25 protein-coding genes and 1 tRNA gene are annotated in these 23,267 nt (G+C 67.6%); 16 read left to right on the forward strand and 10 right to left on the reverse strand.

Annotation, left to right across the window (positions count from 1 at the left end):
• The first annotated feature begins 126 nt into the window (after positions 1–126).
• Positions 127–1,467, forward strand: a complete 1,341-nt coding sequence (locus ACO054_RS10150) for a S8 family serine peptidase (RefSeq protein ID WP_421706453.1) — start codon at positions 127–129, stop codon at positions 1,465–1,467.
• Positions 1,468–1,481: 14 nt separating this feature from the next.
• On the opposite strand, the gene ACO054_RS10155 is transcribed toward ACO054_RS10150, so the two are convergent.
• On the reverse strand, positions 1,482–2,360 hold the full coding sequence (locus tag ACO054_RS10155; protein ID WP_421706454.1) for a class I SAM-dependent methyltransferase: 879 nt from the start codon (positions 2,358–2,360) through the stop codon (positions 1,482–1,484).
• A gap of 23 nt (positions 2,361–2,383) precedes the next feature.
• A complete protein-coding gene (locus ACO054_RS10160; protein ID WP_421706455.1) occupies positions 2,384–2,632 on the reverse strand; it encodes a hypothetical protein in 249 nt (82 codons plus the stop codon).
• A gap of 109 nt (positions 2,633–2,741) precedes the next feature.
• On the opposite strand from ACO054_RS10160, the gene ACO054_RS10165 reads away from it, so the two are divergent.
• A complete protein-coding gene (locus tag ACO054_RS10165) occupies positions 2,742–3,728 on the forward strand; it encodes an ArgK/MeaB family GTPase (RefSeq protein ID WP_421706456.1) in 987 nt (328 codons plus the stop codon).
• Here the strand turns inward: ACO054_RS10165 and ACO054_RS10170 are convergent.
• Positions 3,725–4,621, reverse strand: coding sequence for a YgfZ/GcvT domain-containing protein (locus ACO054_RS10170; protein ID WP_421706457.1), 897 nt, complete (start codon positions 4,619–4,621; stop codon positions 3,725–3,727). The genes ACO054_RS10165 and ACO054_RS10170 overlap by 4 nt on opposite strands.
• Positions 4,622–4,715: 94 nt before the next feature.
• Between ACO054_RS10170 and ACO054_RS10175 the strand changes: the two genes are divergently transcribed.
• Entirely contained in the window at positions 4,716–5,669 is a 954-nt protein-coding gene (locus ACO054_RS10175; protein WP_421706458.1) for a glycosyltransferase family 9 protein, read from the forward strand.
• On the opposite strand, the gene ACO054_RS10180 is transcribed toward ACO054_RS10175, so the two are convergent.
• Positions 5,598–6,530 carry a glycosyltransferase family 9 protein gene (locus tag ACO054_RS10180; RefSeq protein WP_421706459.1) on the reverse strand — a complete coding sequence of 311 codons (933 nt, stop codon included), beginning with the start codon at positions 6,528–6,530 and terminating at the stop codon, positions 5,598–5,600. The two genes, ACO054_RS10175 and ACO054_RS10180, sit on opposite strands and share 72 nt — an antisense overlap.
• A 97-nt stretch (positions 6,531–6,627) precedes the next feature.
• Here ACO054_RS10180 and ACO054_RS10185 point away from each other — a divergent pair, with 97 nt between their 5' ends.
• Positions 6,628–7,860, forward strand: a complete 1,233-nt coding sequence (locus ACO054_RS10185) for a glycosyltransferase family 4 protein (RefSeq protein WP_421706460.1) — start codon at positions 6,628–6,630, stop codon at positions 7,858–7,860.
• Positions 7,861–7,913: 53 nt separating this feature from the next.
• On the opposite strand, the gene ACO054_RS10190 is transcribed toward ACO054_RS10185, so the two are convergent.
• Entirely contained in the window at positions 7,914–10,025 is a 2,112-nt protein-coding gene (locus tag ACO054_RS10190; RefSeq protein WP_421706461.1) for a TonB-dependent receptor family protein, read from the reverse strand.
• A gap of 123 nt (positions 10,026–10,148) precedes the next feature.
• Positions 10,149–10,586 carry a DUF2946 domain-containing protein gene (locus tag ACO054_RS10195; protein WP_421706462.1) on the reverse strand — a complete coding sequence of 146 codons (438 nt, stop codon included), beginning with the start codon at positions 10,584–10,586 and terminating at the stop codon, positions 10,149–10,151.
• 304 nt (positions 10,587–10,890) lie between these two features.
• Between ACO054_RS10195 and ACO054_RS10200 the strand changes: the two genes are divergently transcribed.
• The 8 genes from ACO054_RS10200 (at position 10,891) to ACO054_RS10235 (ending at position 17,319) form a co-directional block, all read left to right on the forward strand.
• A complete protein-coding gene (locus ACO054_RS10200; RefSeq protein ID WP_421706463.1) occupies positions 10,891–11,313 on the forward strand; it encodes a VOC family protein in 423 nt (140 codons plus the stop codon).
• A gap of 117 nt (positions 11,314–11,430) precedes the next feature.
• Positions 11,431–12,600, forward strand: coding sequence for an acetyl-CoA acetyltransferase (locus ACO054_RS10205; protein WP_421706464.1), 1,170 nt, complete (start codon positions 11,431–11,433; stop codon positions 12,598–12,600).
• Positions 12,601–12,777: 177 nt separating this feature from the next.
• Positions 12,778–14,343, forward strand: coding sequence for an acyl-CoA synthetase (locus tag ACO054_RS10210; protein WP_421706465.1), 1,566 nt, complete (start codon positions 12,778–12,780; stop codon positions 14,341–14,343).
• Positions 14,340–14,861 (forward strand): PCC domain-containing protein, encoded by a 522-nt coding sequence (locus ACO054_RS10215; RefSeq protein ID WP_421706466.1) that lies wholly within the window; start codon positions 14,340–14,342, stop codon positions 14,859–14,861. The genes ACO054_RS10210 and ACO054_RS10215 overlap by 4 nt, the downstream gene beginning before the upstream one ends.
• A complete protein-coding gene (locus ACO054_RS10220; protein ID WP_421706467.1) occupies positions 14,858–15,283 on the forward strand; it encodes a PPC domain-containing DNA-binding protein in 426 nt (141 codons plus the stop codon). The genes ACO054_RS10215 and ACO054_RS10220 overlap by 4 nt, the downstream gene beginning before the upstream one ends.
• A 45-nt stretch (positions 15,284–15,328) precedes the next feature.
• On the forward strand, positions 15,329–16,318 hold the full coding sequence (locus tag ACO054_RS10225) for an MDR family oxidoreductase (RefSeq protein WP_421706468.1): 990 nt from the start codon (positions 15,329–15,331) through the stop codon (positions 16,316–16,318).
• Between the two features lie 109 nt (positions 16,319–16,427).
• On the forward strand, positions 16,428–16,637 hold the full coding sequence (locus ACO054_RS10230; protein WP_421706469.1) for a hypothetical protein: 210 nt from the start codon (positions 16,428–16,430) through the stop codon (positions 16,635–16,637).
• The gene (locus ACO054_RS10235) at positions 16,621–17,319 is read left to right on the forward strand and encodes a tetratricopeptide repeat protein (protein WP_421706470.1); all 699 of its coding nucleotides are present in this window, start codon (positions 16,621–16,623) and stop codon (positions 17,317–17,319) included. Before ACO054_RS10230 ends, ACO054_RS10235 begins: the two co-directional genes overlap by 17 nt.
• A 238-nt stretch (positions 17,320–17,557) precedes the next feature.
• Here ACO054_RS10235 and ACO054_RS10240 read toward each other — a convergent pair whose 3' ends face one another.
• From ACO054_RS10240 to ACO054_RS10250, 3 genes are all read right to left on the reverse strand, one after another.
• Complete coding sequence (locus ACO054_RS10240; protein ID WP_421706471.1) at positions 17,558–18,529, reverse strand: heme-dependent oxidative N-demethylase family protein; 972 nt, start codon at positions 18,527–18,529, stop codon at positions 17,558–17,560.
• A 112-nt stretch (positions 18,530–18,641) separates the two neighbouring features.
• Positions 18,642–19,103: a DUF6691 family protein gene (locus ACO054_RS10245; RefSeq protein WP_421706472.1), complete on the reverse strand. Its 462-nt coding sequence runs from the start codon at positions 19,101–19,103 to the stop codon at positions 18,642–18,644.
• A 4-nt stretch (positions 19,104–19,107) separates the two neighbouring features.
• Entirely contained in the window at positions 19,108–19,557 is a 450-nt protein-coding gene (locus ACO054_RS10250; RefSeq protein ID WP_421706473.1) for a YeeE/YedE family protein, read from the reverse strand.
• A gap of 187 nt (positions 19,558–19,744) precedes the next feature.
• Here ACO054_RS10250 and ACO054_RS10255 point away from each other — a divergent pair, with 187 nt between their 5' ends.
• A complete protein-coding gene (locus tag ACO054_RS10255; protein WP_421706474.1) occupies positions 19,745–20,206 on the forward strand; it encodes a TIGR01244 family sulfur transferase in 462 nt (153 codons plus the stop codon).
• Between the two features lie 376 nt (positions 20,207–20,582).
• Here the strand turns inward: ACO054_RS10255 and ACO054_RS10260 are convergent.
• A tRNA-Thr gene (locus ACO054_RS10260) sits at positions 20,583–20,657 on the reverse strand.
• 239 nt (positions 20,658–20,896) lie between these two features.
• On the opposite strand from ACO054_RS10260, the gene ACO054_RS10265 reads away from it, so the two are divergent.
• The 3 genes from ACO054_RS10265 to ACO054_RS10275 all read left to right on the forward strand — a co-directional run bounded on the left by ACO054_RS10265 (position 20,897) and on the right by ACO054_RS10275 (position 23,203).
• Positions 20,897–21,130 (forward strand): hypothetical protein, encoded by a 234-nt coding sequence (locus ACO054_RS10265; protein WP_421706475.1) that lies wholly within the window; start codon positions 20,897–20,899, stop codon positions 21,128–21,130.
• A 235-nt stretch (positions 21,131–21,365) separates the two neighbouring features.
• Positions 21,366–22,655: a UDP-N-acetylglucosamine 1-carboxyvinyltransferase gene (gene murA / locus ACO054_RS10270; protein WP_421706476.1), complete on the forward strand. Its 1,290-nt coding sequence runs from the start codon at positions 21,366–21,368 to the stop codon at positions 22,653–22,655.
• Between the two features lie 41 nt (positions 22,656–22,696).
• The gene (locus ACO054_RS10275; RefSeq protein WP_421706477.1) at positions 22,697–23,203 is read left to right on the forward strand and encodes a DUF2948 family protein; all 507 of its coding nucleotides are present in this window, start codon (positions 22,697–22,699) and stop codon (positions 23,201–23,203) included.
• Positions 23,204–23,267 lie beyond the last annotated feature (64 nt).

The raw sequence follows: 23,267 nt of genomic DNA on the forward strand, positions 1-23,267 counted from the left end.
CGTGTATAGGCAATCGGGCGAGGCCTGTCTAGAGGCGCGGCGTCAAGGTTAACGCAGCACTCCGCCCTTCGGCATCCGGCAGAGCGAATTGACGTTGTACGGCCGCCCGGCGAAGCTGCCACCGACATGCCGATAGCTCTTAAAAAAGCTTACCTCTCTCTCCGCCTGGCACGGCGATCCGCTGGGAGACTCGTTCTGCTGCTGTCGCTCGGCGTGCTGGCCGCGCTGGGCACCCTGCCCTCAGCGCAGGCGCATGAGCCGGCGACGCCGCGCGGCTGGCTGCTGCTGGCCGTCGACCGGCTTTGCGGTGCCGGCCCGCTGTCCGGGATCGAGGCGGAAATGCAGCTGCCTGGCGCCTGGCTGCTAGAGGAAAACGCGCGGGGACCCGCCGGCCAGACCGTGTCGCTGGAGCAGATCTTCGCCTTGCCGGGCAACGGCGAGCTGCGGCTCAGGCGTCTGCAACCCGGCGGACAACTGCGGCGCTTCACGGCCGAGTATCACGAGCGCACGGACGCGCAGGCACGCCCCGTCCTGCAGGCCATCGCGGGCAGCGACTGCCAGGTCTTCGCCGGGCGACGGCTGATCCACGAGGCGGGGCGTCCCGTCACGCTGGAACAGTTGGAAGGCGATCTGGAAAGCCTGCGCTGGCGCGAAACCCTACAGGCGCCCTGGCCGGAGGGCCGCGACCCCGGCGGCCCGCGCGTGGCACTGGTCGACTCGGGCCTGGCCTACGACCTGCCGCTCTACCGCGACCGCCTGGCCCGCGATCCCGAGGGGCGGCCTCTGGGCTACGATTTCTGGGACCTGGACCCCCTGCCCTACGACGGTGACTTCGGCCGCAGCGCCTTTCAGCCGATCCGCCACGGCAGCGCGGTCGCCTCCGTCCTGGTTCGCGAGGCCCCGACGGCGGCCCTCATCCCCTACCGCTATCCCCGTCCGGACATGACACGGCTGGGCGCGCTGGTTGAACGCGCAGCCGCGGCGGGCGCCCGCATTCTGGCGATGCCGCTCGGCAGCCGCGATCCGGAAGACTGGACCGCCTTCGCCGAGGCGCTGGAGGCCCATCCCCAGCTGCTGGCGGTCGTCTCCGCCGGTAACGACGGACGCGACCTCGACAAGGCCCCGCTCTGGCCCGCCGCACTGGATCTGCCGACTCTCGTCGTGGTCACCTCGGCAGACGGCTTCGGGCGGCTGGCGCCCGGCTCCAACTGGGGCAGCGACAGCGTGGACCTGATGGTCCCGGCCGAGAACCTGCCGGTCGTCGATTTCCGGGGGGCGTCCGGCCGGGCCTCCGGCTCCAGCTACGCGGTGCCGCGCGTCGCCGCTCTGGCCGCGCGTCTGCTGGCGGCCGATCCGGATCTCGACACAGCCGCACTCAAAGCCGCGCTCTTCGCCCGAGCCGTCCCCTCGCCCTACGAAGGCGATGCGGTCGCGGTCGGCTGGATTCCCGACCCCACCGCCGATTAGTCGCAGACGAGAGGCTAAGACGTCTCCAACAGCGCCATGTGCACGGTGACCCGGCCCTCCTCGAGACTGCGGGTAAGGTTCGACGACATCTGCTTGAAGGCCTCGCCGAGGAGGACCTGCGGTCCGGGCGGGCGCGGCTTGCCCGCCTCCAGATCGGCCCGGCGACGATGGACCCAGGCCAAGGCGTCGGCGGTATGGTCGTGCCAGACCAGCTCCGTCAGCCCGGCCTCCGCCAGAAGCTCGCGGATCTTACCGGAGGGCAGCAGGAAGGATCCTTCGGGCACGCTGGACCAGGGCACCGGGAAATGCGGCGCCCCCTCCGGCCCGGCCATGATGTCGTGTAGCGCCAGACGGCCCCCGCGCTTCAGAACACGTGCCACCTCGCGGTAGAGCGCCGCCTTGTCCGGCACGTTCATGGCGGCGTGCTGCGTCCAGACCAGATCGACCGAGTCCTCGGCCAGAGGCAGCCGCGTGGCGTCGGCGCAGGCAAAACGCACCGCGTCCGACAGACCGACGGCCCGGCTGAGAAGGCCGGCATCCCGACAGTAGCTTTCCGTCAAATCGACGCCCAGCACCTGGACCCCGCAATGGGCGGCCAGCCAACGCGCCGGCCCGCCGATCCCGCAGCCCAGATCGACGCAGGTTTGCCCCGGCTTCGGCACGACCATCTCAGCGAACTCGGCCGTCGCCTCCACGCCACGCATATGGAAATGGTCGAGCGGCGCCAGATCGTCGACGGTGGGATCGCCGCTACCACGCAGCCCCTGGGCGATGTCGAGGAGGCGCTGCGCCAAGCTGCCCGACCGGGCATAGTGATGCGTGACGGTCTCACCAACCGCCGGCCTCTGGGCGCCTGCGCCCCTGTTCGATGTGTCTTGGGAAGATGTCGCCATGGCCCCAGCATGACGCGCGGCGCTCAGCCCGCCAAGAAGATCCAGACGATCGCGAGCACCGCGGCCAGCGCTGCGCCCCACGGCAGGGCCGCCGTCAGGCTGTCCGGCGGCGCCTCCGCTCGGCCGGCCACCTCGCCGAGCCGCATTTGAATCCTGGCCCAGGCCCCGGCCGCGGCGACCAAAGCCGGCCCCGGCCAGCCCAGCGCCCAGCCTGCCAACAAGGCAGCCAGACCGAGCCCGGCGACGACACCGAAGAAGAGCGTTCGATCCATGGTCGTGGGGTGTAGCGGCTTACGGCCCAGGGATAAAGTCGATGGTCGGGAGAGCTAGAGGGCGGGAAGCGGACTTGCCGAGCGCGCGCCGCTCTGCTTTGTCTGACCCATGACCGAGACCGTCAGCGAAAAGCTAACGCTCGCGCAGCTCCGGCACGGCGGCAAGCCGGCCCTGGCCAGGGCGCTCGCCCAACTGGAGCGGGCACCCGAGACGCCGGCGGTGCTGTCCCTTCTGGCCGAAGCGGAGGCCGAGGCGCTGGACCCGACCGGAGGTCCAGCCGACAGTCGGACAGCCAGCCAGACGATCGGGCTGACCGGCCCTCCGGGCGTCGGCAAGTCGACGCTGACCGGCGCGCTGATCGGCGCCTACCGCGCGGCCGGGCTCACGGTCGGCGTGATCGCGGTCGACCCCTCGTCGAAACGCTCCGGCGGCGCGCTGCTCGGCGACCGGGTAAGGCTGGCCAGCAACGGCGGCGACGCGGGTCTCTTCATCCGCTCGATGGCCGCCCGCGACCGTCTGGGCGGGCTGGCCGATCAGACCGTTGCCGCCATGGTGCTGATGCGCGCGCTTTTCGACCGAGTGCTGATCGAGACGGTCGGCGTCGGCCAGTCCGAGACCGACGTGGCCGGCGTGGTCGACACCGTGGTTTTCTGCGTCCAGCCCGGCAGCGGCGACTCGCTCCAGTTCATGAAGGCGGGAATCGTCGAGATTCCCCATCTGGCCGTGGTCACCAAGGCGGACACCGGCGCACCGGCCCGGCGCGCTCTGGCGGACCTGCGCGGCGCGCTCGGCCTCAGCGAGGCGGAGACCGGCTGGTCCGTCGAAGCCCGTGCGGTCTCCGCCGAGACTCGGGAGGGTCTTGCCGACCTGGTTGCGGCGCTCGACCGTCACCATACCTGGCTACAGGAGACGGACCGGCTGACAAAGCGCCGCCGCGACCAGGCCGAGGGCTGGTTGACGGAGGCCCTGCGCGAGCGTTTCGGAACCACAGGTTTGGGGGCGGCCGGCGAGCTGTCTCTGCCGCCCGGCCTTTCCGCCTTCGCCCGCCTCTCGGACCTCGACCGCCTGCTGAAAGAACGCTTCGGGCTGAGCTAGAAGGCGGCCCAGTCTGGCTTCTTCGGCGTGAGCCGGGCGTCGCCCGCGAGCAGCGTCTCCGGGGCCAGGTCTTCCAGTGCGGCCAGGCGCAGCAACGCGAGTCCGAGGCCGTCCGCGACGGAGCGGAGTTCGCCCACTTCCTTGCCGTCCTTAGTAACCGGCGTGCCCGGCTCCGGGGCCGGGCCGGCGATCTCGACGGGCAGCAGGCGCTTCTTGATCAGGCCCCGATACTTGGTGCGTGCGGTCAGTTCCTGCCCCATGTAGCAGCCCTTGCTCCAGTCCACGCCGCCCAGTTCGTCGAAGCCGTTCTCCAGCAGGATCGCCTTGTCCACCTGCATGTCGCGGCTGCCGTCGGGCACACCGGCGGCGATCCGCGCGCGCTCCCAGGCCGCCAGGTCGACCGCCTCGGCATCCAGCTCGGCCAGAGCCGCGTCCAGAGCCGAACGGGGAATCAGCGCCCGCAGGCCCAGCTCCGCGCGACGGGGATCGACAAAGAGACTGCCGCCCTGGAAGGCGCGCGCCGCCCCCGCCTCGGCCGGCAGGTCGGCCGCGGTGACCGCGCCGTCGCCCCAGATCACCAGACTGGCAAGCTCCTCCGTCCGGTCGGTGAGCTGCACCTTGCTGCGCAGCTTGTAGAGCTTGAGGCGTTTGAGCAGGTCGTTCCGACGCTCCGCCTCGCAGTCCAGCCAAAGGGTTCCCTCGGGACCCTGGGCCATTAGGAAGTCGTGCAGGTACTTGCCCTGGGGCGTCAGGAAGGCCGCCCAGATCGCCCGCTCCGGTGCGACCCGCTCCACGTCGTTGGACACGATGCCCTGGAGAAAGCTGCGAGCGTCCGCGCCGCCGACCTGCAAGAGGCCGCGCCCCTCCATCACATGTGCCGACAGCTTACTCATGATCGCCCTTCCCTCGCCGTTTTGCTTGCCTGGCAGATGGGAAACCGCAGGCAACTTGGCAAGCTGAACGCCGCCTGCCATACAGCCGGCAGCTATGCGAATTCTGGTGGTTCTCCCAACCCGGCTCGGGGACGCGGTACTGGCCGGCGGCGCTCTGGCGCTGCTGCAGGACCGCTATCCGGAGGCGCGCTTCACGCTCGTCGCGAACCGCCTGACCGCGCCGCTCTACGGCGCCATGCCCAGACTCGACCGCATTCGCCTGCTGGAGCCGACGCCCAGCCGCCGGCAGATACTGACGCTTTGGCTGAGGGCGGCCGCGACCTCCTGGTCTTTGGTTGTCGACCTCCGCCCCACTCTCTTCACCTCCCTTTTGGTGAAACGGAAGCGGCTGGCCGCTCAAACGCCCGACCCGGCGTTCCATCCTGTGGTCGCGTTCGCCGACCTTCTAGGCCTGCCGCCGCCCGAGCGCCTCCCGCTCTGGCTCGCCGAAGCGCACCGCAAGGCCGCCACGCGACTCCTGCCGACGGACAGCCTTTCGAACGGCGGTGGCAGTCTTCCGCTCCTGGCAGTCGGTCCGGCGGGCGAAGACGAGGCCGCCATCTGGCCGGTCGAGCGTTTCGCTGAGGCGGCCCTGGCCCTGACGTCCCCCGGCGGCCCGCTGCCCGACGCGCGCATTGCGGTGGTCGCGGAGAAACACGAGCGGGTTCTGGCCAACCCGCTGCTGGCCCGCCTGCCGCGCGAACGGCGGCTCGATTGGGTCGGCCGCGCGCCCTTGCCCGTGCTCGCGGCGGCGCTGCGGCACTGCGGTCTCTATCTCGGCACGGCCTCCGGCCTGCTGCACTTGGCGGCGGCGGCGGGCTGTCCGACCCTGGCTCTCCTCAGCCCGGCCGGAGCTTCAAGCGAAACCTCGGGAGTTGCGCCCTGGGGGCCGGAGACGGCCGAGCTGCGGGCAGCGAAGGGCGAGACGCTTGCGGATCTAGACGTCGGCGCGGTTACCGGTGCCGCGACCCAGCTTCTGAACGGCCTCCAGGACCTCCGCCAAGCCTAGGTCCGCCAACTCCGGCCGCTGCAACCAAGCCGTGGAGGGGCCGCGCGGTGCGACCTTCACCGGCAAGGAGACGCGGGAGAAGAGCGACAGGGTCGGGCAGCCGACGGCGGCGATGACGTGCATCGGCCCGGTATCGTTGCCGACGGCCAGCTCCGCGCGCCGTGCCAGGGCCGCGATCTGTCCGATGGAGGTGCGTGCGCGCAGATCGAGCGCCTGCGGGCAGAGCGCAACAATCCGGTCGAGCGCCTCCGCCTCGGCCGCCGTCCCGATCAGGACCGGTCGGAGCCCCCGTTCCACCAGGGCCGTCGCCAGACCGCCGTAGCGTTCGGCCGGCCAGCGCTTCTCCGGCCGCTTGGGCGCGCAACCGGGAACCAACAGTGCGAAACGCTCGGGCAGATCGAAGGCGGAGAGGTCGCCGTCGAGAAAGGCGAGATCGGCTCGCTCCGGAACGGCAATGCCGGCGAGCGCGAGCTGCTCGCCTTCACGCTCGGCGATGTGACGCTGGTCGTTCATGGCGCCATAGCGGTGACTGGCGCCGGCAACGATCCCGACCCACTCCGGCTTGGGCCGACCGAGCAGACGGAAGTAGAGCGCCGTGCGGTCGTTGCGCTGCAGGTCGTAGACCCGGTCGAAGCCGGCGCCGCGCAGGCGCGCGCGCAGGTCGGCCCAGGCGCAAATCCGCCAGACAGAGGGACGACGGTCGACCCAGATCCGATCGAACAGGCCGCTGGCCTCGGCCAGACCGACGAAGGGGGCCGTCGTCAGCAGGGTGATGTCCGCCTGGGAATGAGCGCTCCGGATAGCCTGCAAGGCCGGCAAGGACAGGATGAAGTCACCGAAGGCACTCAGCTTGATCGCCAAAATGCGCTCCTGCGGGGCAGTCGCGGGGTGCACCGCCGATGCCTTCGCGGACGAAGCGCTTTCCGGAGAACCTTGGGAATCTGAAGCTTTCAGGGACATGGCGTCGCCCTGGATAGCAGAGCGAGCCGGGCTCTGCACCCGCCTCAACGATCCGGAAACCTTGTTTGACGCAGACTGCGGCACCCGAAGCCTCAAGGGGAGACTCCCTCTGCTACGCTGCCTGCATCTCTGCGCCGCCCCCGCCGCCTCGCCGCAAGGCGAAACCGTCGTGGCGCTGCTGAGCGCACTCGCGGCCATGGCCGGCGAGGACTCGGCACCGCCCTTCATCCAGCGCGCCGTCGTCTCCGCCGACTGGGCCCCCGCCCTGTCCGGCAGCGGAGTCGGACAGCGCACGGCGCCCTATCGCAGCTTCATGGATCTGGTCACGCGCCGCCGGATCGCCGACGAGATCGCCATCGTGCGGCCGGACCTCGTGCTGATCTGGGGCGCGGAGGCGGCGCGCGCACTCGACCGGCCGCGCCCGGGTCTCGACCGGGCGGCGAACGGCAAGACCGTCCGTCTGGGCATCCTGATGGGCTATGAGGATATCGCGCCCTTCGCCCACGCCGGTGCGCGCCGTTTGGTGGCACCGACCCAAGACCTGGTCGACTACGCCCGCGAACAGGGCTGGCCACCGGACGAAGTGGGGCTCTTGGCACCGGTCGTGCCGGAACCGGCCACGACGGGCGGTCCCAGCCCCCTGGCGCGCCAGCGCTGGGACACGCCGGAGGGCGTGGATCTGGTCGCCGTCCCCGCACGCGACCGCTCCGGCACCGCCCTGCTGCTCGACGCCTGGGCCGAGCTGCCCGATGTCTGGCTCTGGCTGCTGCCCTATGGGCGCAGGACCAAGCGTCTGAAGAAGGCGATCCGCCAAGCCGGCCTGACCGACCGAGTCCGGCTGGTGGACGACGCCGAAACGGCGGTGACCACCGCCGACCTGGCCGTGATCGCCCGGCAGGACGACCCCATCGGCCTGCCCGTCATCTCCTGCTGGGCAGCCGGCCGCCCCACCGTCGCCCTGGCAGCGCCCGGCCCGGCCGCGCTGATCGGCCACGACCGCGACGGCCTGCTGGTGGCGCCCGACGATCCCCACGCCCTGGCTTTGGCGGTCGACCGGCTGCTGGTGGATCCGCTGCAGGCCGACCGCCTGGCGGCCGCCGGTCGCACGGCCTACGAGCAGGGCTACACGGCCGCCAAGGCGACCGAACGCTGGCAGCTGACCCTGGAGGTTTTGGCCGGACCTCCCCTGGCGAAGAAACCTGGCGACGCGGGCACCGACATCCGGGTGTGATGGCGCTTCAGCAAATGCCGTGATTACTCCGACAGATTTTCATTGCACGCTCGTCAGTACCTCCAGCGTATGCCGCCGAAGATGGAACGGGGATCGCCGGGGAAGTAGCTCGCGCTGTCGGCGCCGTTCACGTCGTCCCGCACGAGCGTCGTGGAGATATACTCCTCATCGGTCAGGTTCCGGACGTCCAGGAACCATTCGAATCCCGACTCCGGTGCACCGGGCAGATCGCCGGAGAGCCCAAGATGCAAGAGCGCATAGCCGTCGTCCCCAACCGTGTTGGCATGGTCGATCCAGGTCGTTCCGCCGCGCCATTCGACCATGGGCGAGATCGTCAGCCAGGACAGCGGCGTCCAGGACAGTCGTGCGTTTAGGCTGTGAGGCGGAATACCGGCCAAGTCGTTGTCGCCGAAGGTGACATCATCGTCGAAGCGGAAGTCGCTCCAAAGATAGCTGGCCTGCAAGTCCAAGGTATCGCTCAACGGCAGGCTTGCACCGAGCTCAAAACCGAGATGAACCGTCGAATCGGCATTCGTGGTCCCGAGGGAGGCACCGTTTTCGTCGACAAGCGCCAGGAACTCGTTGTCGATCTTCGAATAGAAGCCGGCCGCTTCGATATTCACCCCGCCGGTCCGGCGACGCCAGCCGATCTCATAGGTCGTGGCCGTCTGCGCATCCGGCAGCGGCAGATCGGGCAGAACCCGCGCTTCTCCGAAGGGCGCGGGTTCGAAACTGCGGCTGACGTTCGCGTAGACCTGATCGTCTTCGGTGATGTCGTAGAGGATGCCGATCTTCGGGCTGAACCCGTCGAACGATTCATCGTAGCTTTGGGCCGGCGAAGCCCGATTGTCCAGTTCCCGCTCGGCACGGGTAATCTGTGCGCCCGCCTGAAGCGTCAGGGCGTCGGTCAGACCGTGTGAGTATTCGGCATAGGCGACATAGGTTCGCCCGTCGAGATCGGTCCGTCCACGAAAGCTGCCCCGTTCGCCGCCCGCGTTCCTGAAGCGATCCTCTTCGCCGAGATAACGCGCGGCGGCCACGCCGACCACGAGCCGTCGCGTCGCATCGCTGTCGGCGAAGTCGAAGACGCCCCGCACATCCAACCCCATGTTCCGCGCATCCTGATCGAGAACTCCGAAGACCGTGGGATGATAGCGGTCCCTCTCGGAATAGAAGATCGAGGTAACGACTTCGCCAACCTCGACCGGAGCCCATGAAAGCCGCGCGGCAACTCGCTTCATCGTGTAGTCGTTCGCAGCATCGCGTTCGCGGTAGTTGCGCCCGGCCTGTTGCGGGTCGTCCTCGATCTCGGAGAGAGAAAGAGGCCCCGGCAACTCCATTTCGGAGTCGACGTAGTTGAGAAAGAGGCGCGCTTCCAACGCTTCGCTTAGCTGGTAGCCGAGGTTTGCCGACGCTCTGGTGGCGCTGGTTTCCGACTGATCTCTCCAGCCCTGCTGTTCGCTGACCGTGAGGCCGAGAACGCCATCGAGGCTGCCATGCGCGCCGCCAAGCTGGACGTGACCACGCCGCTGCCCGAAGGAACCGGCATCGAGCCGGAGCGCCAGCGGCGGCGCGGTTCGCCCGGTCGGAGTGACGAAGTTGATCGCACCGCCAAGGGAGCTGGATCCGTATTCGAGTGCATTGGCGCCCCGCCAGATTTCGACGAACTCCAGCGCCAGCGGATCGATCGACTGAAAATCGCCTCCCCCGTCGGCCAAGTTCAGTGGAATACCGTCCTGGTAAAGCTGTATTCCGCGAAGCTGAAAGCCACGTTGAATGCCCGAGCCCCGGATAGACAGACGTGTCTCCTCGCCGTGGCGGGTCTGGGTCAAGACACCCGGGGCGAAAGAAAGAACGTCGCTGAGCGTCGTCGCGCGAGTGTCTTCAAAAGCATCTGCACCGATCACCGACGTGCCTCCGGCGCGGAGATCGAGCCTTTCCTGTGCCTCGTTTTGAGGAGAATGAGCACCCGGGACGCGTATAGGATCGAGCCTCATAAACTCCGTCGAGGCTTCAGGCTCCGAAGCTTCATCGATTTGCGGTGAAGGTGCTTCGGTGTTCTGGGCAAAGGTGTTCTGGGCAAAGGTGTTCTGGGCGAAGGCCGGAGCGGCAATCAGGGCAACCGTCGCCCCGCTGAGGAAGCGACGATAGAACTTCGGGGTCATGGGAGCGTCTCACGAACTGAAGGCGGGCCGCGCAAGGCGAGAAGGCGTGCCCAGAGACGGCATGCCCAGAGACGGCATGCCCAGAGACGGCACCCAAGGCGGTGCCGGTCGATTGTCTTTCCTTCAGAGGTAAGATGGCGGTCCGCGCGACCGGCAAGGCGCTCCCCGGACGTCGCGCAGGAAAGCGGCAGGTTCGTAACGCACGTAAGCCGTGCTGGCCGTAAAGTCTGCAGCTTCCGCCGTCGGAACGGGCTCCGGCACAGGCGGGAGCTGAACAAGGGTGCAGTAGGGACAGTGCCCGTCGAAGGGCTGGTGATCTGGCGCCTCGTCATCGAGAAGCTGCGCGAGCTGTTCGATCGCTGCCTGCGCCTCAGCCGAAACCTGCCCGGACGACCCACAGATGAACCGCGAAACGTCGAGGCCGTTCGCTTCGGCAAGAGCGAGTGTACCCGGGAGAGAAACCTGCAGAACAACGGCGAGGACCGCCAAAAATCTGGCGGCAAGACTCGCGGTGCGACGTTGAGTTACAGCTTTAACTAACCAGAACACCCCGAAACGCATCTCACTCTAATACTATAGTTATGAAGTAATTCTTTGGACCGTAGCGCACGAGCTATCTACCGACTGCACGGAATGGTTTAGCGGATCGGCTGGTCATCGACAATGACGTCCTCCCTGCGGGTCCTGAGACGATGCACCCTTGAGGCGCGACCGGCCTCGGGACCGCAGAGGGAGCCTCACACCGGTGGAGAGGTGACGTCATCGCGAATTGGCGATTGCCCCGGTAGCCCCGCATTCCTATGCATCCGTGCGGAGGCAGCCGGGAACAGACCTCGGGTGCGCCGCAAAAGGGGAGGAAAAAGTCATGCTTCTCAATCGCTTGGTGCCCTTGATTAACGTGGAAGATCTGGATGCGAGTCTGGACTTCTACCGCAACGCGCTCGGCTTCACGGTGGAGAACCGGCACGACATGAACGGCAAACCGATCTGGGCGCTGATCCGCCACGGCGATATCTCGCTGATGCTGAACCGCCCGGAGGAAACGGACAGCGACGCTCGGCGCAAGCGTCCGAGCTACGGCGATACCTTGCTCTACTTTTATGTTCCCGACGCTCAAGCCGCCCATGACGAGCTTGCCGAACGCGGCTACACGCCGGGACCGGTAGAGGAACAGGCCTACGGCGTCGCCGAATTCACCCTGCGCGACCCCGACGGCTACGAGTTGGCCTGTGGCAGCTTGCTCGGTCCGCAGGAGGAAAGCAGTTTCGAGGATGAGGACGACGACTAAACCTGCGCTTCAGTCTTTTCAGAAGCCTTGTGCCGGAGCCGCTCTGGTAGCCGACCGCGCGACCGGCTATATCTGTCGCCATAACATCAAGGCAAAGTCAGCGGGAGGACGGACACCATGAGCGGCTGCATCGTCGGTTGGGCCCATACGCCGTTCGGCAAACATGCCGAGGACGACGTCGAATCCCTGATCGCCCAGGTCGCGATCCAGGCGGTCGAGGATGCGGGCCTGGAGCCCGGCGACATCGACGAGATCGTGCTGGGCACCTACGGCGAGACCTTCTCGCCCCAGGGCTTTCCGGCCTCTCTGGTTCTGCAGACCTCGGACGCCTTCCGCTTCAAGCCGGCGACGCGGGTCGAGAACGCCTGCGCCACCGGCTCCGCCGCCATCCGCCAGGGCCTCAAGACCCTCGCCGCGAAGGAGGGCCGTTTCGTGCTGGTGGTCGGCGTCGAGAAGATGACCGGCATCTCCGGCGCTGAGATTGGGCAGACCCTGCTCAAGGCCTCCTACGTCAAGGAGGAGAGCGAGATCGAGGGCGGCTTCGCCGGCGTTTTCGGCGTGATCGCCAATCAGTACTTCCAGCGCCACGGCGACCAGTCCGACGCGCTGGCGGCCATCGCCGCCAAGAACCACGCCAACGGGGTCGCCAACCCCTACGCCCAGATGCGCAAGGATCTGGGCTACGACTTCTGCCGCAGCGTCAGCGACAAGAACCCCTATGTCGCCGGCCCACTGAAGCGCACCGACTGCTCGCTGGTGTCCGACGGCGCCGCCGCCATCGTGCTGACCGACGAAGAAACGGCTGCGACGCTGGGCAAGGCCGTGCGCTTTCGCGCCAACGTGCAGGTCAACGACTACCTGCCCCTATCGAAGCGCGACATCATCAAGTTCGAGGGCTGTAGCGAGGCCTGGAGCCGGGCTCATGCCGCCGCCGGTACCAAGCTGGAAGACCTGAAGCTGGTCGAGACTCACGACTGCTTCACCATCGCCGAACTGCTGGAGTACGAGGCCATGGGTCTCGCACCCCAGGGTCAGGGCGCCAAGGCCGCCCTGGAGGGCTGGACGAAGAAGGACGGCAAGCTGCCGATCAATCCGTCCGGCGGATTGAAGTCCAAGGGTCATCCGATCGGTGCCACCGGCGTGTCGATGCACGCGCTCTGCGCCATGCAGCTGACCGGCACCGCCGGAGAGATGCAGATCGAAAACGCCGACCTGGCCGGCATCTTCAACATGGGCGGCGCGGCCGTGGCCAACTACGTCTCGATCCTGGAACCGCTGAAATCCTAGTCCTTCGCGACCAATGAGACGGGTCTTCGGAGACCCTTACGAACGGCAGAGCGGTCCGCGCTCTGCCGTTTTTCTTTGCGCCATCACCCCCAGCATGCGGGCTCGTGACGTCGCACCCCGCCGGTGCTAAGACTCGCGACAAAGAAAGAAACGATCAGGGAGCGGCGAGACGCCGACATGGGCGACGTGATGAATCTGGGCCGGCTGCTGTCCGACGTGGCACGGCGGCTGCCCGACAGTCCTGGGCTGGTCTGGGGCGCACAGTCCTGGACCTGGGCCGAGATCGACGCGCGGGTCGACGCGCTGGTCGCCGCCCTGGCGGCGCGCGGGCTCGGCAGGGGCGACAAGCTGCTGGTCCATGCGCGCAACTGCAACCAGCTGTTCGAAAGCCAGTGGGCTGCCTTCAAGCTCGGGGCCGTCTGGGTTCCGACCAACGTGCGCCTGACGCCGCCCGAGGTCGCCTATCTGGCCAGCAACAGCGACGCCAAGGCCCTAATCTACGAGGACGCCTTTCCAGAGCACGCCGATGCCACCGGGCTGCAACGGCGCATCGCCATCGGCCAGCCGCGGCCGGGCGAGGAAGCCTACGAGGCGCTGATCGCCGAGCACGCTGGCGCGCAGGGTTTCGAGGCCGAGGTCTCGCGCGACGATCCTTGTTGGTTCTTCTACACCTCCGGCACCACCGGCAAGCCCAAGGGCGGGGTGCTGACCCACGGTCAGATGGCCTTCGTGGTCACCAACCACATCGCGGACCTGATGCCCGACACCGGTCCCCAGGACGTCTCCCTGGTGGTGGCACCGCTCAGCCACGGCGCGGGCGCCCATGCCCTGCCCCAGGTCGCGCGCGGCGCCTGCTCGGTCATCCCCGGCACGACCGCCTTCGACGAGGCCGAATGCTGGCGGCTGGTAGAAGAGTATCGGGTCACCAACCTCTTCACCGTGCCGACGATCCTGACCCGGCTGGTTCGCCACGAGGCGGTCGACCGCTACGACCATTCCAGCCTGAAGTACGTGATCTACGCCGGCGCCCCGATGTACCGGGAGGACCAGAAGGAAGCCCTGACCAAGCTGGGCAAGGTCATCGTTCAGTACTACGGGCTGGGCGAGGTGACCGGAAACATCACCGTGCTCCCGCGCGAGCTGCACGACAGCGACGACGCCAAGATGCCGGTCGGCTCCTGCGGCTACCCGCGCACGGGAATGGAGATCGCGATCAAGGATCCGCAGGGCCGACGGCTCGGCCCCGGCCTCGACGGCGAGATCTGCGTGCGCGGCCCCGCCGTCTTCGGCGGCTATTACAGGAACGACGAGGCCAACGCCAAGGCGCTGAAGGAGGGCTGGTTCCATACCGGCGATCTGGGCCGGACCGACGAGCGCGGCTTCCTCTTCATCACCGGCCGCGCCTCCGACATGTACATCTCCGGCGGATCCAACGTCTATCCGCGCGAGGCCGAGGAGGTTCTGCTGAGCCACCCCGCCGTCGGCGAGGTCGCCGTGCTCGGCGTGCCGGACCCGCGCTGGGGCGAGTCCGGGATCGCCGTGGCGGTGCTGGAGGAGGGGCAAGAGGCCGACGAAGGAAAGCTGCTCGCTTTTCTGGAAGGCAAGCTGGCAAAGTACAAGTGGCCCCGGCGGGTCTTCTTCTGGCCGGACCTTCCGAAATCCGGTTACGGCAAGGTGCCGAAGCACCTGATCCGGCAGGAACTCTACAGCCGTGGGGAGCTGCAGGAGGGCAAGGGACCGTGAGACAGCTCAAGCATCCCGGCGAAGGCAGCGACCCGCGGCGGGTCGTCCGGCCGCTCGAAGCCGGAGGCAACCTGCGCCTGCGGCTGTCCGAGGGCGCCGATCTGCTGACCGGGCTGACCGAGGCCCTGATCGCGCGCGGGATCACTGATGCCGGCCTGCAGCTGGTGGCCGGCGACTTCTCCGACATGCAGTATCTGACCGGACAGCCCGACGACAGCGGCCAGCGGGTCGCCACCTACGGTGACCCGACACCGCTGGCGGGCCCGGTGCGGCTGATCGGCGGCAACGGCATCTTGGGCCGGGATGCCGCCGGCGGACCGCTGCTGCATTGCCATGCCGTGGTGGTTGACCGCGAGGGCCGCATCCATGGCGGCCATCTGCCGCCGAAGGTCTGCAGGCTCGGGCCGGCGGGCGCGACGGCTCTCGTGACGATCATCGCCGGCGCCGGCTTCCAAGTGGCCTACGACGCCGAGACCAACTACGACATCTTCCAGCCGGCCGGGGAGCAGGCGGCGTGAGCGATACTCTAGACGTGAACGACACTCTGGCGGAGGCGGAGTTCGAGGAGGGCTGTTTCGGCCGCCTCGCCATCGTGCGGCTGAAACCCAACCAGGATCTGGTCGAGGGCATCGAAACCGCCGCGGCGGAGGCCGGTATCGCCTACGGCGTCGTCCGCGCAGCGGTCGGCAGCCTGGTCGATGCGGCTTTGGGCTACGGCGAAGGCGACGGCGCCTCGATCGTCACGGTCGAGGGACCGGGCATCGAGATCCTGACACTGGCCGGAGAGCTGCGGCCCGACGAGGAGGACCGACCCCGCGCTCTGCTGCAGGGCACCGTCTCCGACAGCGACGCCAAGGTCTACGGCGGCACCTTCTTGCGCGGTGCCAACCCGATCTGCATCACCCTGGAACTGGTGCTGCAGGAGTGGATTCCCGACTGACCGTCCGACAGAAACCAGACAAGCCAAGCCATCTGGGAGGCAAGGATGTTTCATGCGCTGATGCTGCACGAGGCCGAGGGCGGCAAGGTCGAGGTCCACTTCGAGGAGCTGGAGATCGAGCGACTGCCGGAGGGCGACGTTCTGGTCGAGGTCGACTACTCGACCCTGAACTACAAGGATGGGCTGGTTCTCAAGGGGCTGGGCCGGCTGGTGCGCAGCTACCCGCACATCCCCGGCGTGGACTTCGCCGGAACGGTGGCCGACAGCAGCCATGCCGACTTCAAGCCCGGCGACCGGGTCGTGCTGAACGGCTGGCGCGTCGGCGAGCTGCATTGGGGCGGCTACGCCCAGAAGGCGCGGGTCAAGGGCGACTGGCTGGTCAAGCTGCCCAGCGGCCTGACGAGCCGGCAGGCCATGGCGATCGGCACTGCCGGCTATACCTCCATGCTGTCGGTCATGGCCCTGGAGGCGCACGGCATCGAGCCGGCTAGCGGCCCGATCCTGGTGACCGGCGCAGCCGGCGGCGTCGGCTCGGTGGCCGTCGCGATCCTGGCCAAACTGGGCTACCGGGTTGCGGCCGTGACCGGGCGACCCGAGGCGAAAGCCTACCTGACGGACCTGGGCGCCAGCGAGATCGTCCCGCGCGACGAGTTGGCGGAGCCGCCGAGCCGGCCCCTGGACAAGGAACGCTGGGCCGGCTGTATCGACGCTGTCGGCGGCACCATGCTGGCCCGGGTTCTCAGCCAGATGGCCTATCGCGGCTCCGTGGCCGCCGTCGGCCTGGCGGGCGGAAACGAGCTGAACACCACGGTCATTCCCTTTCTGCTGCGCGGGGTCAATCTGCTGGGGATAGACTCCGTCATGTGCCCGAAACCGCAGCGCGAGACCGCCTGGCAGCGGCTAGCGAAGGATCTGCCGCTCGACAAGCTGGCCGGGATGGAGGTGGACGCCACCCTGACCGACCTACCGGGCCTCGCAGGCGACATTCTGCAGGGCAAGGTCCGCGGCCGCGTCGTCGTCGATCTCAAGGGTTAGGTCTCGGGAGCCGAACTGTGGACGTCGCCTCAAGACGTGAGAAGCTGGCGCCGGGATTGATCCCTGCCTATGCTTCCGTTTCAGGGGTGCCTTGGGAGTGACGGTGAGCATGCGAGGGCTTTCGATTTCACTCGGTCTGGCCGGTCTGGTCCTGCTGAGTGCCTGTTCGCATTCGGCGGACCAGAATGCGGCGGTCGCCCAGCTGACGGCGGAGCGCGCGTGCTACCAGACCTTGGCCGAGGTCGATTGCTTCACCAAGCCGCAAGCCGGTGCGGACTTGCGAAAAGTCGGATGGTTCGATGGTGTCTCGGTCGACTGAACGGCCCTTCGCAGGTTCCCTTCCAGTTTTCCTCCTTTCCATTTTCGGTCTGTTGCTTACCGTCCCGGCAGAGGCACGCGATCCTCTCTGGGACAGTCTGCCCTGGGACACGCGGCTCGGCGTCAGTTGGTACGAGGAGCGCGCCGCCCGAGGCGACCTGGCAGCCAAACTGCGGGCCGCTCAGATGCATGAGCAGGGCATCGGAACGGTCGCCGACCCGGCAGCGGCGGCCGACTGGTACGCGGCCGCGGCGGAACGAGGGCATCCGCTCGCCCTCTTCAAGACCGCAATGGCTTGGCAAGAGGGGCTATTCGGCGACGCGGATCTCGAGCGGTCGGCCGCGCTCTATCGGGCCGCCGCCCAGGCCGGAGTCGCTCAGGCCAGCTTCAACCTCGCCGTGATGACGGAGACCGGGCAAGGCCTGCCGCGAGACCGGGCAGCAGCGATGGAGCTCTACACCCAGGCCTGGCGCCAAGGGCTCGCGCAAGCAGGTCTCAATCTCGGCGTGCTGCACGTAAGCGCTGGCGGCGATCCGCTGACCGCCTACGCCTGGCTGGCCGCCGCCGCCGAGGCCGGCGTCGCCGGTGCCGCTACGCAACGCGACCGTCTAGGCGAGCTTCTGGGGCCGGAACGGGTCGCGGAGGCAGAGGCTCTTCCGCTCCCGCCGCTGGGCCAGGAGTGAAGGCCGCAGCGCGTCAGACCGTCCAGATGGCACTTAGAGTAGAGTGTAGAGAGCGATTCACGTCTCAGGTGAAAGCCAAACGCTTCCACCCGAGACGATCGCGCTCTAGCGTTTTCCACAGAAAAGCGAGTTGTCCCAAGCCTTATCCACAAAAACCTCAGTCGCTGCCTCAAGCCGAAACAAGAGGTTCGGCGCGTCCGGGAGGACGGATTACGCCAGGGAATAATATGAAATTATATCAAGATTTTGGATCTACTTTCTCACCTGTTTTCGAACCTTGGGGAGCCGCGTCAGTTCCGGCAATCCGGTCCAGATACGACAGCAGCGGCCGGTCGAAGACTTTAATGGATTTGTAACGCAGCACCGCGTCCGGAAGCTGGCGCAGCGCGGCGGCCAGACGGGCGGCGCCTGCCGGATCGCCCTCCAGATCGGACAGGGGATTCTGATAGACGCGGATGCCGAAACAGATCGCGCCGCTATCCGGGAGACGGCGGAGCGTCTGCCGTTCCACACGGAAAAAGATCCTCTCGCCGGCCGTCGCCGAGGTGATGCCCGGATCGCACTCCATCCGGCCATGGCCGCTGGGCTGGAACAGCTCGGGATCGTCGGTGAGAGACCAGTTCAGCCGCCAGACAGGCTTGTCGGACTTCATGCGTTCGAAGAAGAGATCGACCGGGCGCGCCAGCTTCTCGCCGTAGAAGGGGACCGGCTCATGGATCTGCGCCATGGGCCGGCCCAGCTTGTCGTGCAGCCGCCAGCGTGTGGGAAAGCAGAGAGACGCGGCGGTCAGGCGGTAGCCCTCCCGCCCCGGCTGCATCAGGCAGAGATCCTCCTGCACCAGCCGGCCCGCCAGATCCAGGGGATGCAAGGCGCCCTCGAGCTCGAAACGGGCGCCGTCCGGAAGACGCGTGAGACTACCGCCGTCCTGGCGGAACCGCTCGGGAAAGACGCGCGTCAGATGCGCGACCAGCAGGTCGCGGAGTTCCGCGCTGGCCGCCGCCGCCTCAGGCAGGGCGGCAAAGACCTCGTCCGGCCGCTCCTGCAACAGTCGCCGCTTCTCGGCCAGATAGCGGTCGTAGTGGCGGTCGATCTCGATCCAGGCATCGGGCTTCAGGGACAGAAGCCCCATGGCCAATCGATAGGGGCCCTCGTCCAAGGGCCTGTAGGCAAAGGGCGTCGCCCGCGCCGTCTGCGGCTGAGACAGAGTCAAAGATTCGGAACTCCAGGGATCATCGCAGCCGCAGTCTGCCGGCTTTGAACCGGTCCTGCCAAGGCCGGCCCTGCCAAAGCCGACCTCGTCAAGAGAGACCGCGCCGGAAGCGTCAGGCTCGCTTTTCCAAGGTGACACGGAACAGCAGCATCCCCGCCACCATGGCGACGACGAAGATCAAGGTCGGCACTTGGGCCAAGGCAAGACCCGCGATCGCGGGACCGGGACAGTAGCCGGCGAGCCCCCAGCCAAGGCCGAAAAGCACCGCACCGGCGATCAGGCGCAGATCGAGAGACCGGCCTGTCGGCTCCACGAAGGTCGGCGCCGCCCAGGGCCGCGCTTGCGCCCGGGCCAAGCGATAGCCGAGAAAGGTGACGGTCACCGCCCCCATCATCACGAAGGCCAGCGACGGATCCCACCGGCCGAAGAGGTCGAGAAAACCAACCACCTTCGCCGGGTCGATCATGTGCGACAGCGTCAGCCCGGCGCCGAACAGCAGACCCGCCGAGAGTGCCAGGGCGTTGCTTTTGAAGCGGTCGAAGACGCCGGCCGGCGCGGCGGTCCGGAGAGACATGACATCAGCTCCCGACGAGGTGGCGCAGCAGGTAGACCGTCGCCACCGCCACCGTCATGAAGATCAGGGTGGCCACGAGCGAGCGCGGCGAAAGGCGGGCCAGGCCGCAGACCCCGTGACCGCTGGTGCAGCCGGCGCCGAGCCGCACGCCGAAGCCGACCAGCAGGCCGGCGGCGATCATGCCGAGCGTACCGCTCTGAAACTGCGGCAGGGGAACCTCGCCGCCGAGCAGGCCGACCGCCGCCGGACCCAGCAGCAGCCCAACCACAAAGGCGACGCGCCAGCCCCGGTCCCCGGGCGCCGGCGTGAAGAGGCCGCCGAGAATACCGGAGATGCCGGCGATCCGGCCGTTGGCCAGCATCAGCAAGCTGGCTGAGAGACCGATCAGGGCGCCGCCGGCCAAGGCGGCGTAAGGCGTGAAGTTCACGATCTCCATGGTTGGCCCCTCCTCCATGGTTGGCCCCTTGTCGCTTCATCTTATCATATTCAATTTTTCTTATATGATGACTTTTGCGGGTGACGGCAAGCCCGAAGATCGCGGATGTCGAGCGGCCTGCCCTTGCAGGGAGAGCCTGCTGCCCGTACGTGCAGAGACAATCGAACAGAGCGGGCCAACGAAGCGCGAGAGGAGCAGGGAAAAGATGGACGAGACCAAGCGTCTGGACGACAAGGTCCATGCCGGCGGACAGATCGGGCCGGAAGATATCGAGGCCCTGAAGGCCGAGGGCTTCACGGCCATCGTCAACAACCGCCCGGACGGCGAAGGCGGACCCGAGCAGCCGACCTCCGCCGCGGTGCGGGCCGCCGCCGAAGCGGCGGGACTGGCCTACAGCTACATCCCCATGACGCCGCAGTCGCTCTCGCCGGAGACGCTGGAGGCTTTCCACGCGGCGGTTCAGGCATCGAGCGGCAAGGTGCTGGCCCACTGCCGCTCCGGCGCCCGCTCCACGGCGCTCTGGGCCTTAGCCGAGACCTGCCACAACGCACGCGATGTGGATGCGGTGATCGCCGACGCCGGCCAGGCCGGCTACGACCTCTCGCAAATGCGCCCGATGCTGCAGCAGTGGATGCAGCTGCACGAACAGCGGGCGTCGCGTGGGTGACCGTGGGGGTAACCATGCGGGTGACTCCCCAACATTTTCTGCGTTGACAGCGGCGCCGAGCCTGCCACGCTGACCTCGGTCGGTCGTCGGCACTCGCCGAGTCGTCCGGCTGTGAAGCCAAGCGTCTTCAACAGCAGAAAGGAGGTGATCCAATGTCGAGCGAAATGAGCACGGGGGTCGCGTGCAAGGGGCTTTCGTCGATCGTGGAGCAACCTCTACGGCAGGCCTAAGTTTCCGATCTTTCGAGATCACGGACGCAACACCCGTCCATTCGCGAAGAGCCGCTCCCACCGGGGCGGCTCTTTTCGTTCAGGCAACCGGCCAGACAAAGAGGCCGACCCGCCGTCGGAATTCCTGATTTTTAAGGAAAATCGAGTGGTGCTGCCGGAGTGATTTGAACACTCGACCTCTCCCTTACCAAGGGAGTGCTCTACCCCTGAGCTACGGCAGCGCCGGGTTACGATGGCGGGCGGCTCGTAAAATTGCCGGCGGGAAAGTCCCTCGGCGGCCGCCCCCCTCGCGCGAAGGCGCTCTATGTGCCACTTGGGTCGGGAGGGTGCAAGGCTCTTTCTGGCCTCCCGGAGATGCCCTCTCGGTTCGGTCCGCGCCTCGCCGCTTTGGCCTGCGCCGCCCCGAAGACGCCGCCGGGTCGCCTTGACCCTGCCGCAAGAGGCTGGCAAAGCTGAAATCATGACAGATGCGCCAGAGGTCGGCGGCAGGCTAGCCCGCAAAGAACGCGGGCCGAAGCGGCAGCCCGAAACACGGGAGGAGCGCTTGGCAGAGGCGCTGCGCGCCAATCTGCGCCGCCGCAAAGCTCAGGCACGGGGACGCCGCGACCAGCCGGCAGACACCGATCCCGGCGGCGCTCCCGACCAGGACGGCTTCGATCAGCAGGACGCGACATTCAAAACTGAGGACAGCTGAGGCGGATAGCAGCCGGTTTTCCGCCCAGCCAGATGCCTTTTCAGGCAGAGGCCTGCGCGGCCGGCCACCTTGAGCCGGGTGCACCGATGGTCTAGAAGCCAAAGCTTGTGTCAGTCTGGTTCGACGGTCTGCCCCATCCAAGACTTAGGAGATCCAAGACCTGAGGGGTCCAGGATCTACGGGGCGCAAGTAAGGCCGGCGCGCTACGCAGTTTCTCTTTGGGACATCCGACCACATGGACAAGATCCTTATTCGCGGCGGCCGGCCGCTCACGGGCGATATCCAGATCAGCGGCGCGAAGAATGCCGCCCTGCCCCTGATGGCCGCTGCACTCTTGACGCCGGGCACGGTGCGCCTGTCCAACCTGCCGCACCTGATGGACATCTCGACCCTGGCGAATCTGCTGACGCGCCTGGGCGCCGAGCTGCATCTGAACGGCCACTGCGGTCCCGACTGTCACAGCGGCCGCGTCCTGGAGATCGCGGCGCCGAAAATCGCGTCAACCGTGGCGCCTTACGATCTGGTGCGGAAGATGCGCGCCTCCGTGCTGGTTCTGGGCCCCTTGCTGGCGCGCGAGGGGGTGGCCGAGGTTTCGCTGCCGGGCGGCTGTGCCATCGGCACGCGCCCCATCGATCTGCACCTGGAGGGCTTCAAGTCCCTGGGCGCCGAGATCGAGCTGGACGGCGGCTACGTGAAGGCCAAGGCACCCAAGGGCCTGGTCGGCGGAGAGGTGGTCTTTCCCAAGGTCTCGGTCGGCGCCACCGAGAACCTGATGATGGCCGCCTGTCTGGCCAAGGGCGAGACGCAGCTGGTGAACGCAGCGCGCGAACCGGAGATCGGCGACCTCGCCGAACTGTTGATCAAGATGGGCGCCAAGATCGAGGGCGCCGGCACGGAACGCATCAGGATCGAGGGCGTTTCGAGCCTGAGTGGCGCGGAACATGCCGTCGTTCCCGACCGGATCGAGGCCGGCACCTATGCCATGGCCGCCGCCATCACCGACGGCGACCTGAACCTGCTGGGCGCGAAGGCGGAGCATCTCTCGGCCGTCATGGAGACGCTGAGCAAGGCCGGGGTGAAGGCCGAGGAGACCAATCGCGGCCTGCGCGTGCGACGGGCCAACGGCCGGCTGACGGGCACCGACGTCATGACCGAGGCCTTTCCGGGCTTTCCTACCGACCTGCAGGCGCAGTTCATGGCGCTGATGACCACGGCCGAGGGTGCCGCCATGGTGACGGAGACGATCTTCGAAAACCGCTTCATGCATGTGCCGGAGCTGTCCCGGCTGGGCGCCGACATCGTGGTGCACGGGGCCTCCGCCCTCGTGCGCGGCCGGCCGGAACTGCTGGGCGCGCCGGTCATGGCGACCGATCTGCGCGCCTCGGTCAGCCTGGTGCTGGCGGGCCTGGCCGCAGAGGGCGAAACGGAGCTCAACCGCATCTACCATCTGGATCGCGGCTATGAGCGGCTGGAGGAGAAGCTGGCCGCCTGCGGAGCCGACATTCAGCGCGAACGGGCCGACTGAGGACGCAGCAAGGCATCGATGGGACCGGGGAATAGCAGACCATGGCCGAAAGGCTGAAGCTGCGCGCCCACGATGCGGTCGATATGGACGTTTTGGCGGCCCTTCTGCAGGACGCGCTCGTCCCGCTGGGCCAGATGGACTACCTGCCGCGCGAACGCCGCTTCGCGATGGTGATCAACCGCTTCATGTGGGAACGCGCCGGCCTCGCCGCCGACCACGCAGGTGCGGCAGCTCCGGATGCGGGCGAAGAGTCCGACGCACGCTTCGAGGACGGCGCCACGCCGAAAGGATCGCGTTTCTGGCGCACCCACAGCGGCCTGATCTTCGATCGCGTGAAGGCCGTCGCCACACGCAATCTCCCGCGCAGCCGCAAGTCCACATTGCTGAACCTGCTGACCGTCGCCAGCGAGCCGAAACGCATCACCTTCCACTTTTCCGGCGGAGCCTTTCTGCGCCTCCAGGTCACCGAGATTCGCTGTCATCTGGAGGACATCGGCGACCCCTGGCCAGCCGCGGATATGCCGCGCCACGCCGTCGCGACTACCTGACGCCTCGAAAGGCATCCGCGAAGGGCCATCATGGCCGTCCTGCAGGTCCACTGGCTGGACCCTC

The organism is Algihabitans sp. (assembly GCF_965226985.1).
GTDB lineage: Bacteria > Pseudomonadota > Alphaproteobacteria > Kiloniellales > DSM-21159 > Algihabitans.

Excerpts from the sequence above, each read along its gene's own strand:
- ACO054_RS10200 (WP_421706463.1), top strand. The coding sequence starts at position 10,891 with ATGCTTCTCAATCGCTTGGTGCCCTTGATTAACGTGGAAGATCTGGAT.
- ACO054_RS10255 (WP_421706474.1), top strand. The coding sequence starts at position 19,745 with ATGGACGAGACCAAGCGTCTGGACGACAAGGTCCATGCCGGCGGACAG.
- ACO054_RS10175 (WP_421706458.1), top strand. The coding sequence starts at position 4,716 with ATGCGAATTCTGGTGGTTCTCCCAACCCGGCTCGGGGACGCGGTACTG.
- ACO054_RS10155 (WP_421706454.1), bottom strand. The coding sequence starts at position 2,360 with ATGGCGACATCTTCCCAAGACACATCGAACAGGGGCGCAGGCGCCCAG.
- ACO054_RS10170 (WP_421706457.1), bottom strand. The coding sequence starts at position 4,621 with ATGAGTAAGCTGTCGGCACATGTGATGGAGGGGCGCGGCCTCTTGCAG.
- murA (WP_421706476.1), top strand. The coding sequence starts at position 21,366 with ATGGACAAGATCCTTATTCGCGGCGGCCGGCCGCTCACGGGCGATATC.
- ACO054_RS10150 (WP_421706453.1), top strand. The coding sequence starts at position 127 with ATGCCGATAGCTCTTAAAAAAGCTTACCTCTCTCTCCGCCTGGCACGG.
- ACO054_RS10205 (WP_421706464.1), top strand. The coding sequence starts at position 11,431 with ATGAGCGGCTGCATCGTCGGTTGGGCCCATACGCCGTTCGGCAAACAT.
- ACO054_RS10210 (WP_421706465.1), top strand. The coding sequence starts at position 12,778 with ATGGGCGACGTGATGAATCTGGGCCGGCTGCTGTCCGACGTGGCACGG.
- ACO054_RS10265 (WP_421706475.1), top strand. The coding sequence starts at position 20,897 with ATGACAGATGCGCCAGAGGTCGGCGGCAGGCTAGCCCGCAAAGAACGC.
- ACO054_RS10190 (WP_421706461.1), bottom strand. The coding sequence starts at position 10,025 with ATGACCCCGAAGTTCTATCGTCGCTTCCTCAGCGGGGCGACGGTTGCC.
- ACO054_RS10230 (WP_421706469.1), top strand. The coding sequence starts at position 16,428 with ATGCGAGGGCTTTCGATTTCACTCGGTCTGGCCGGTCTGGTCCTGCTG.
- ACO054_RS10195 (WP_421706462.1), bottom strand. The coding sequence starts at position 10,586 with ATGCGTTTCGGGGTGTTCTGGTTAGTTAAAGCTGTAACTCAACGTCGC.
- ACO054_RS10225 (WP_421706468.1), top strand. The coding sequence starts at position 15,329 with ATGTTTCATGCGCTGATGCTGCACGAGGCCGAGGGCGGCAAGGTCGAG.
- ACO054_RS10160 (WP_421706455.1), bottom strand. The coding sequence starts at position 2,632 with ATGGATCGAACGCTCTTCTTCGGTGTCGTCGCCGGGCTCGGTCTGGCT.
- ACO054_RS10250 (WP_421706473.1), bottom strand. The coding sequence starts at position 19,557 with ATGGAGGAGGGGCCAACCATGGAGATCGTGAACTTCACGCCTTACGCC.
- ACO054_RS10275 (WP_421706477.1), top strand. The coding sequence starts at position 22,697 with ATGGCCGAAAGGCTGAAGCTGCGCGCCCACGATGCGGTCGATATGGAC.
- ACO054_RS10245 (WP_421706472.1), bottom strand. The coding sequence starts at position 19,103 with ATGTCTCTCCGGACCGCCGCGCCGGCCGGCGTCTTCGACCGCTTCAAA.
- ACO054_RS10185 (WP_421706460.1), top strand. The coding sequence starts at position 6,628 with ATGGCGTCGCCCTGGATAGCAGAGCGAGCCGGGCTCTGCACCCGCCTC.
- ACO054_RS10165 (WP_421706456.1), top strand. The coding sequence starts at position 2,742 with ATGACCGAGACCGTCAGCGAAAAGCTAACGCTCGCGCAGCTCCGGCAC.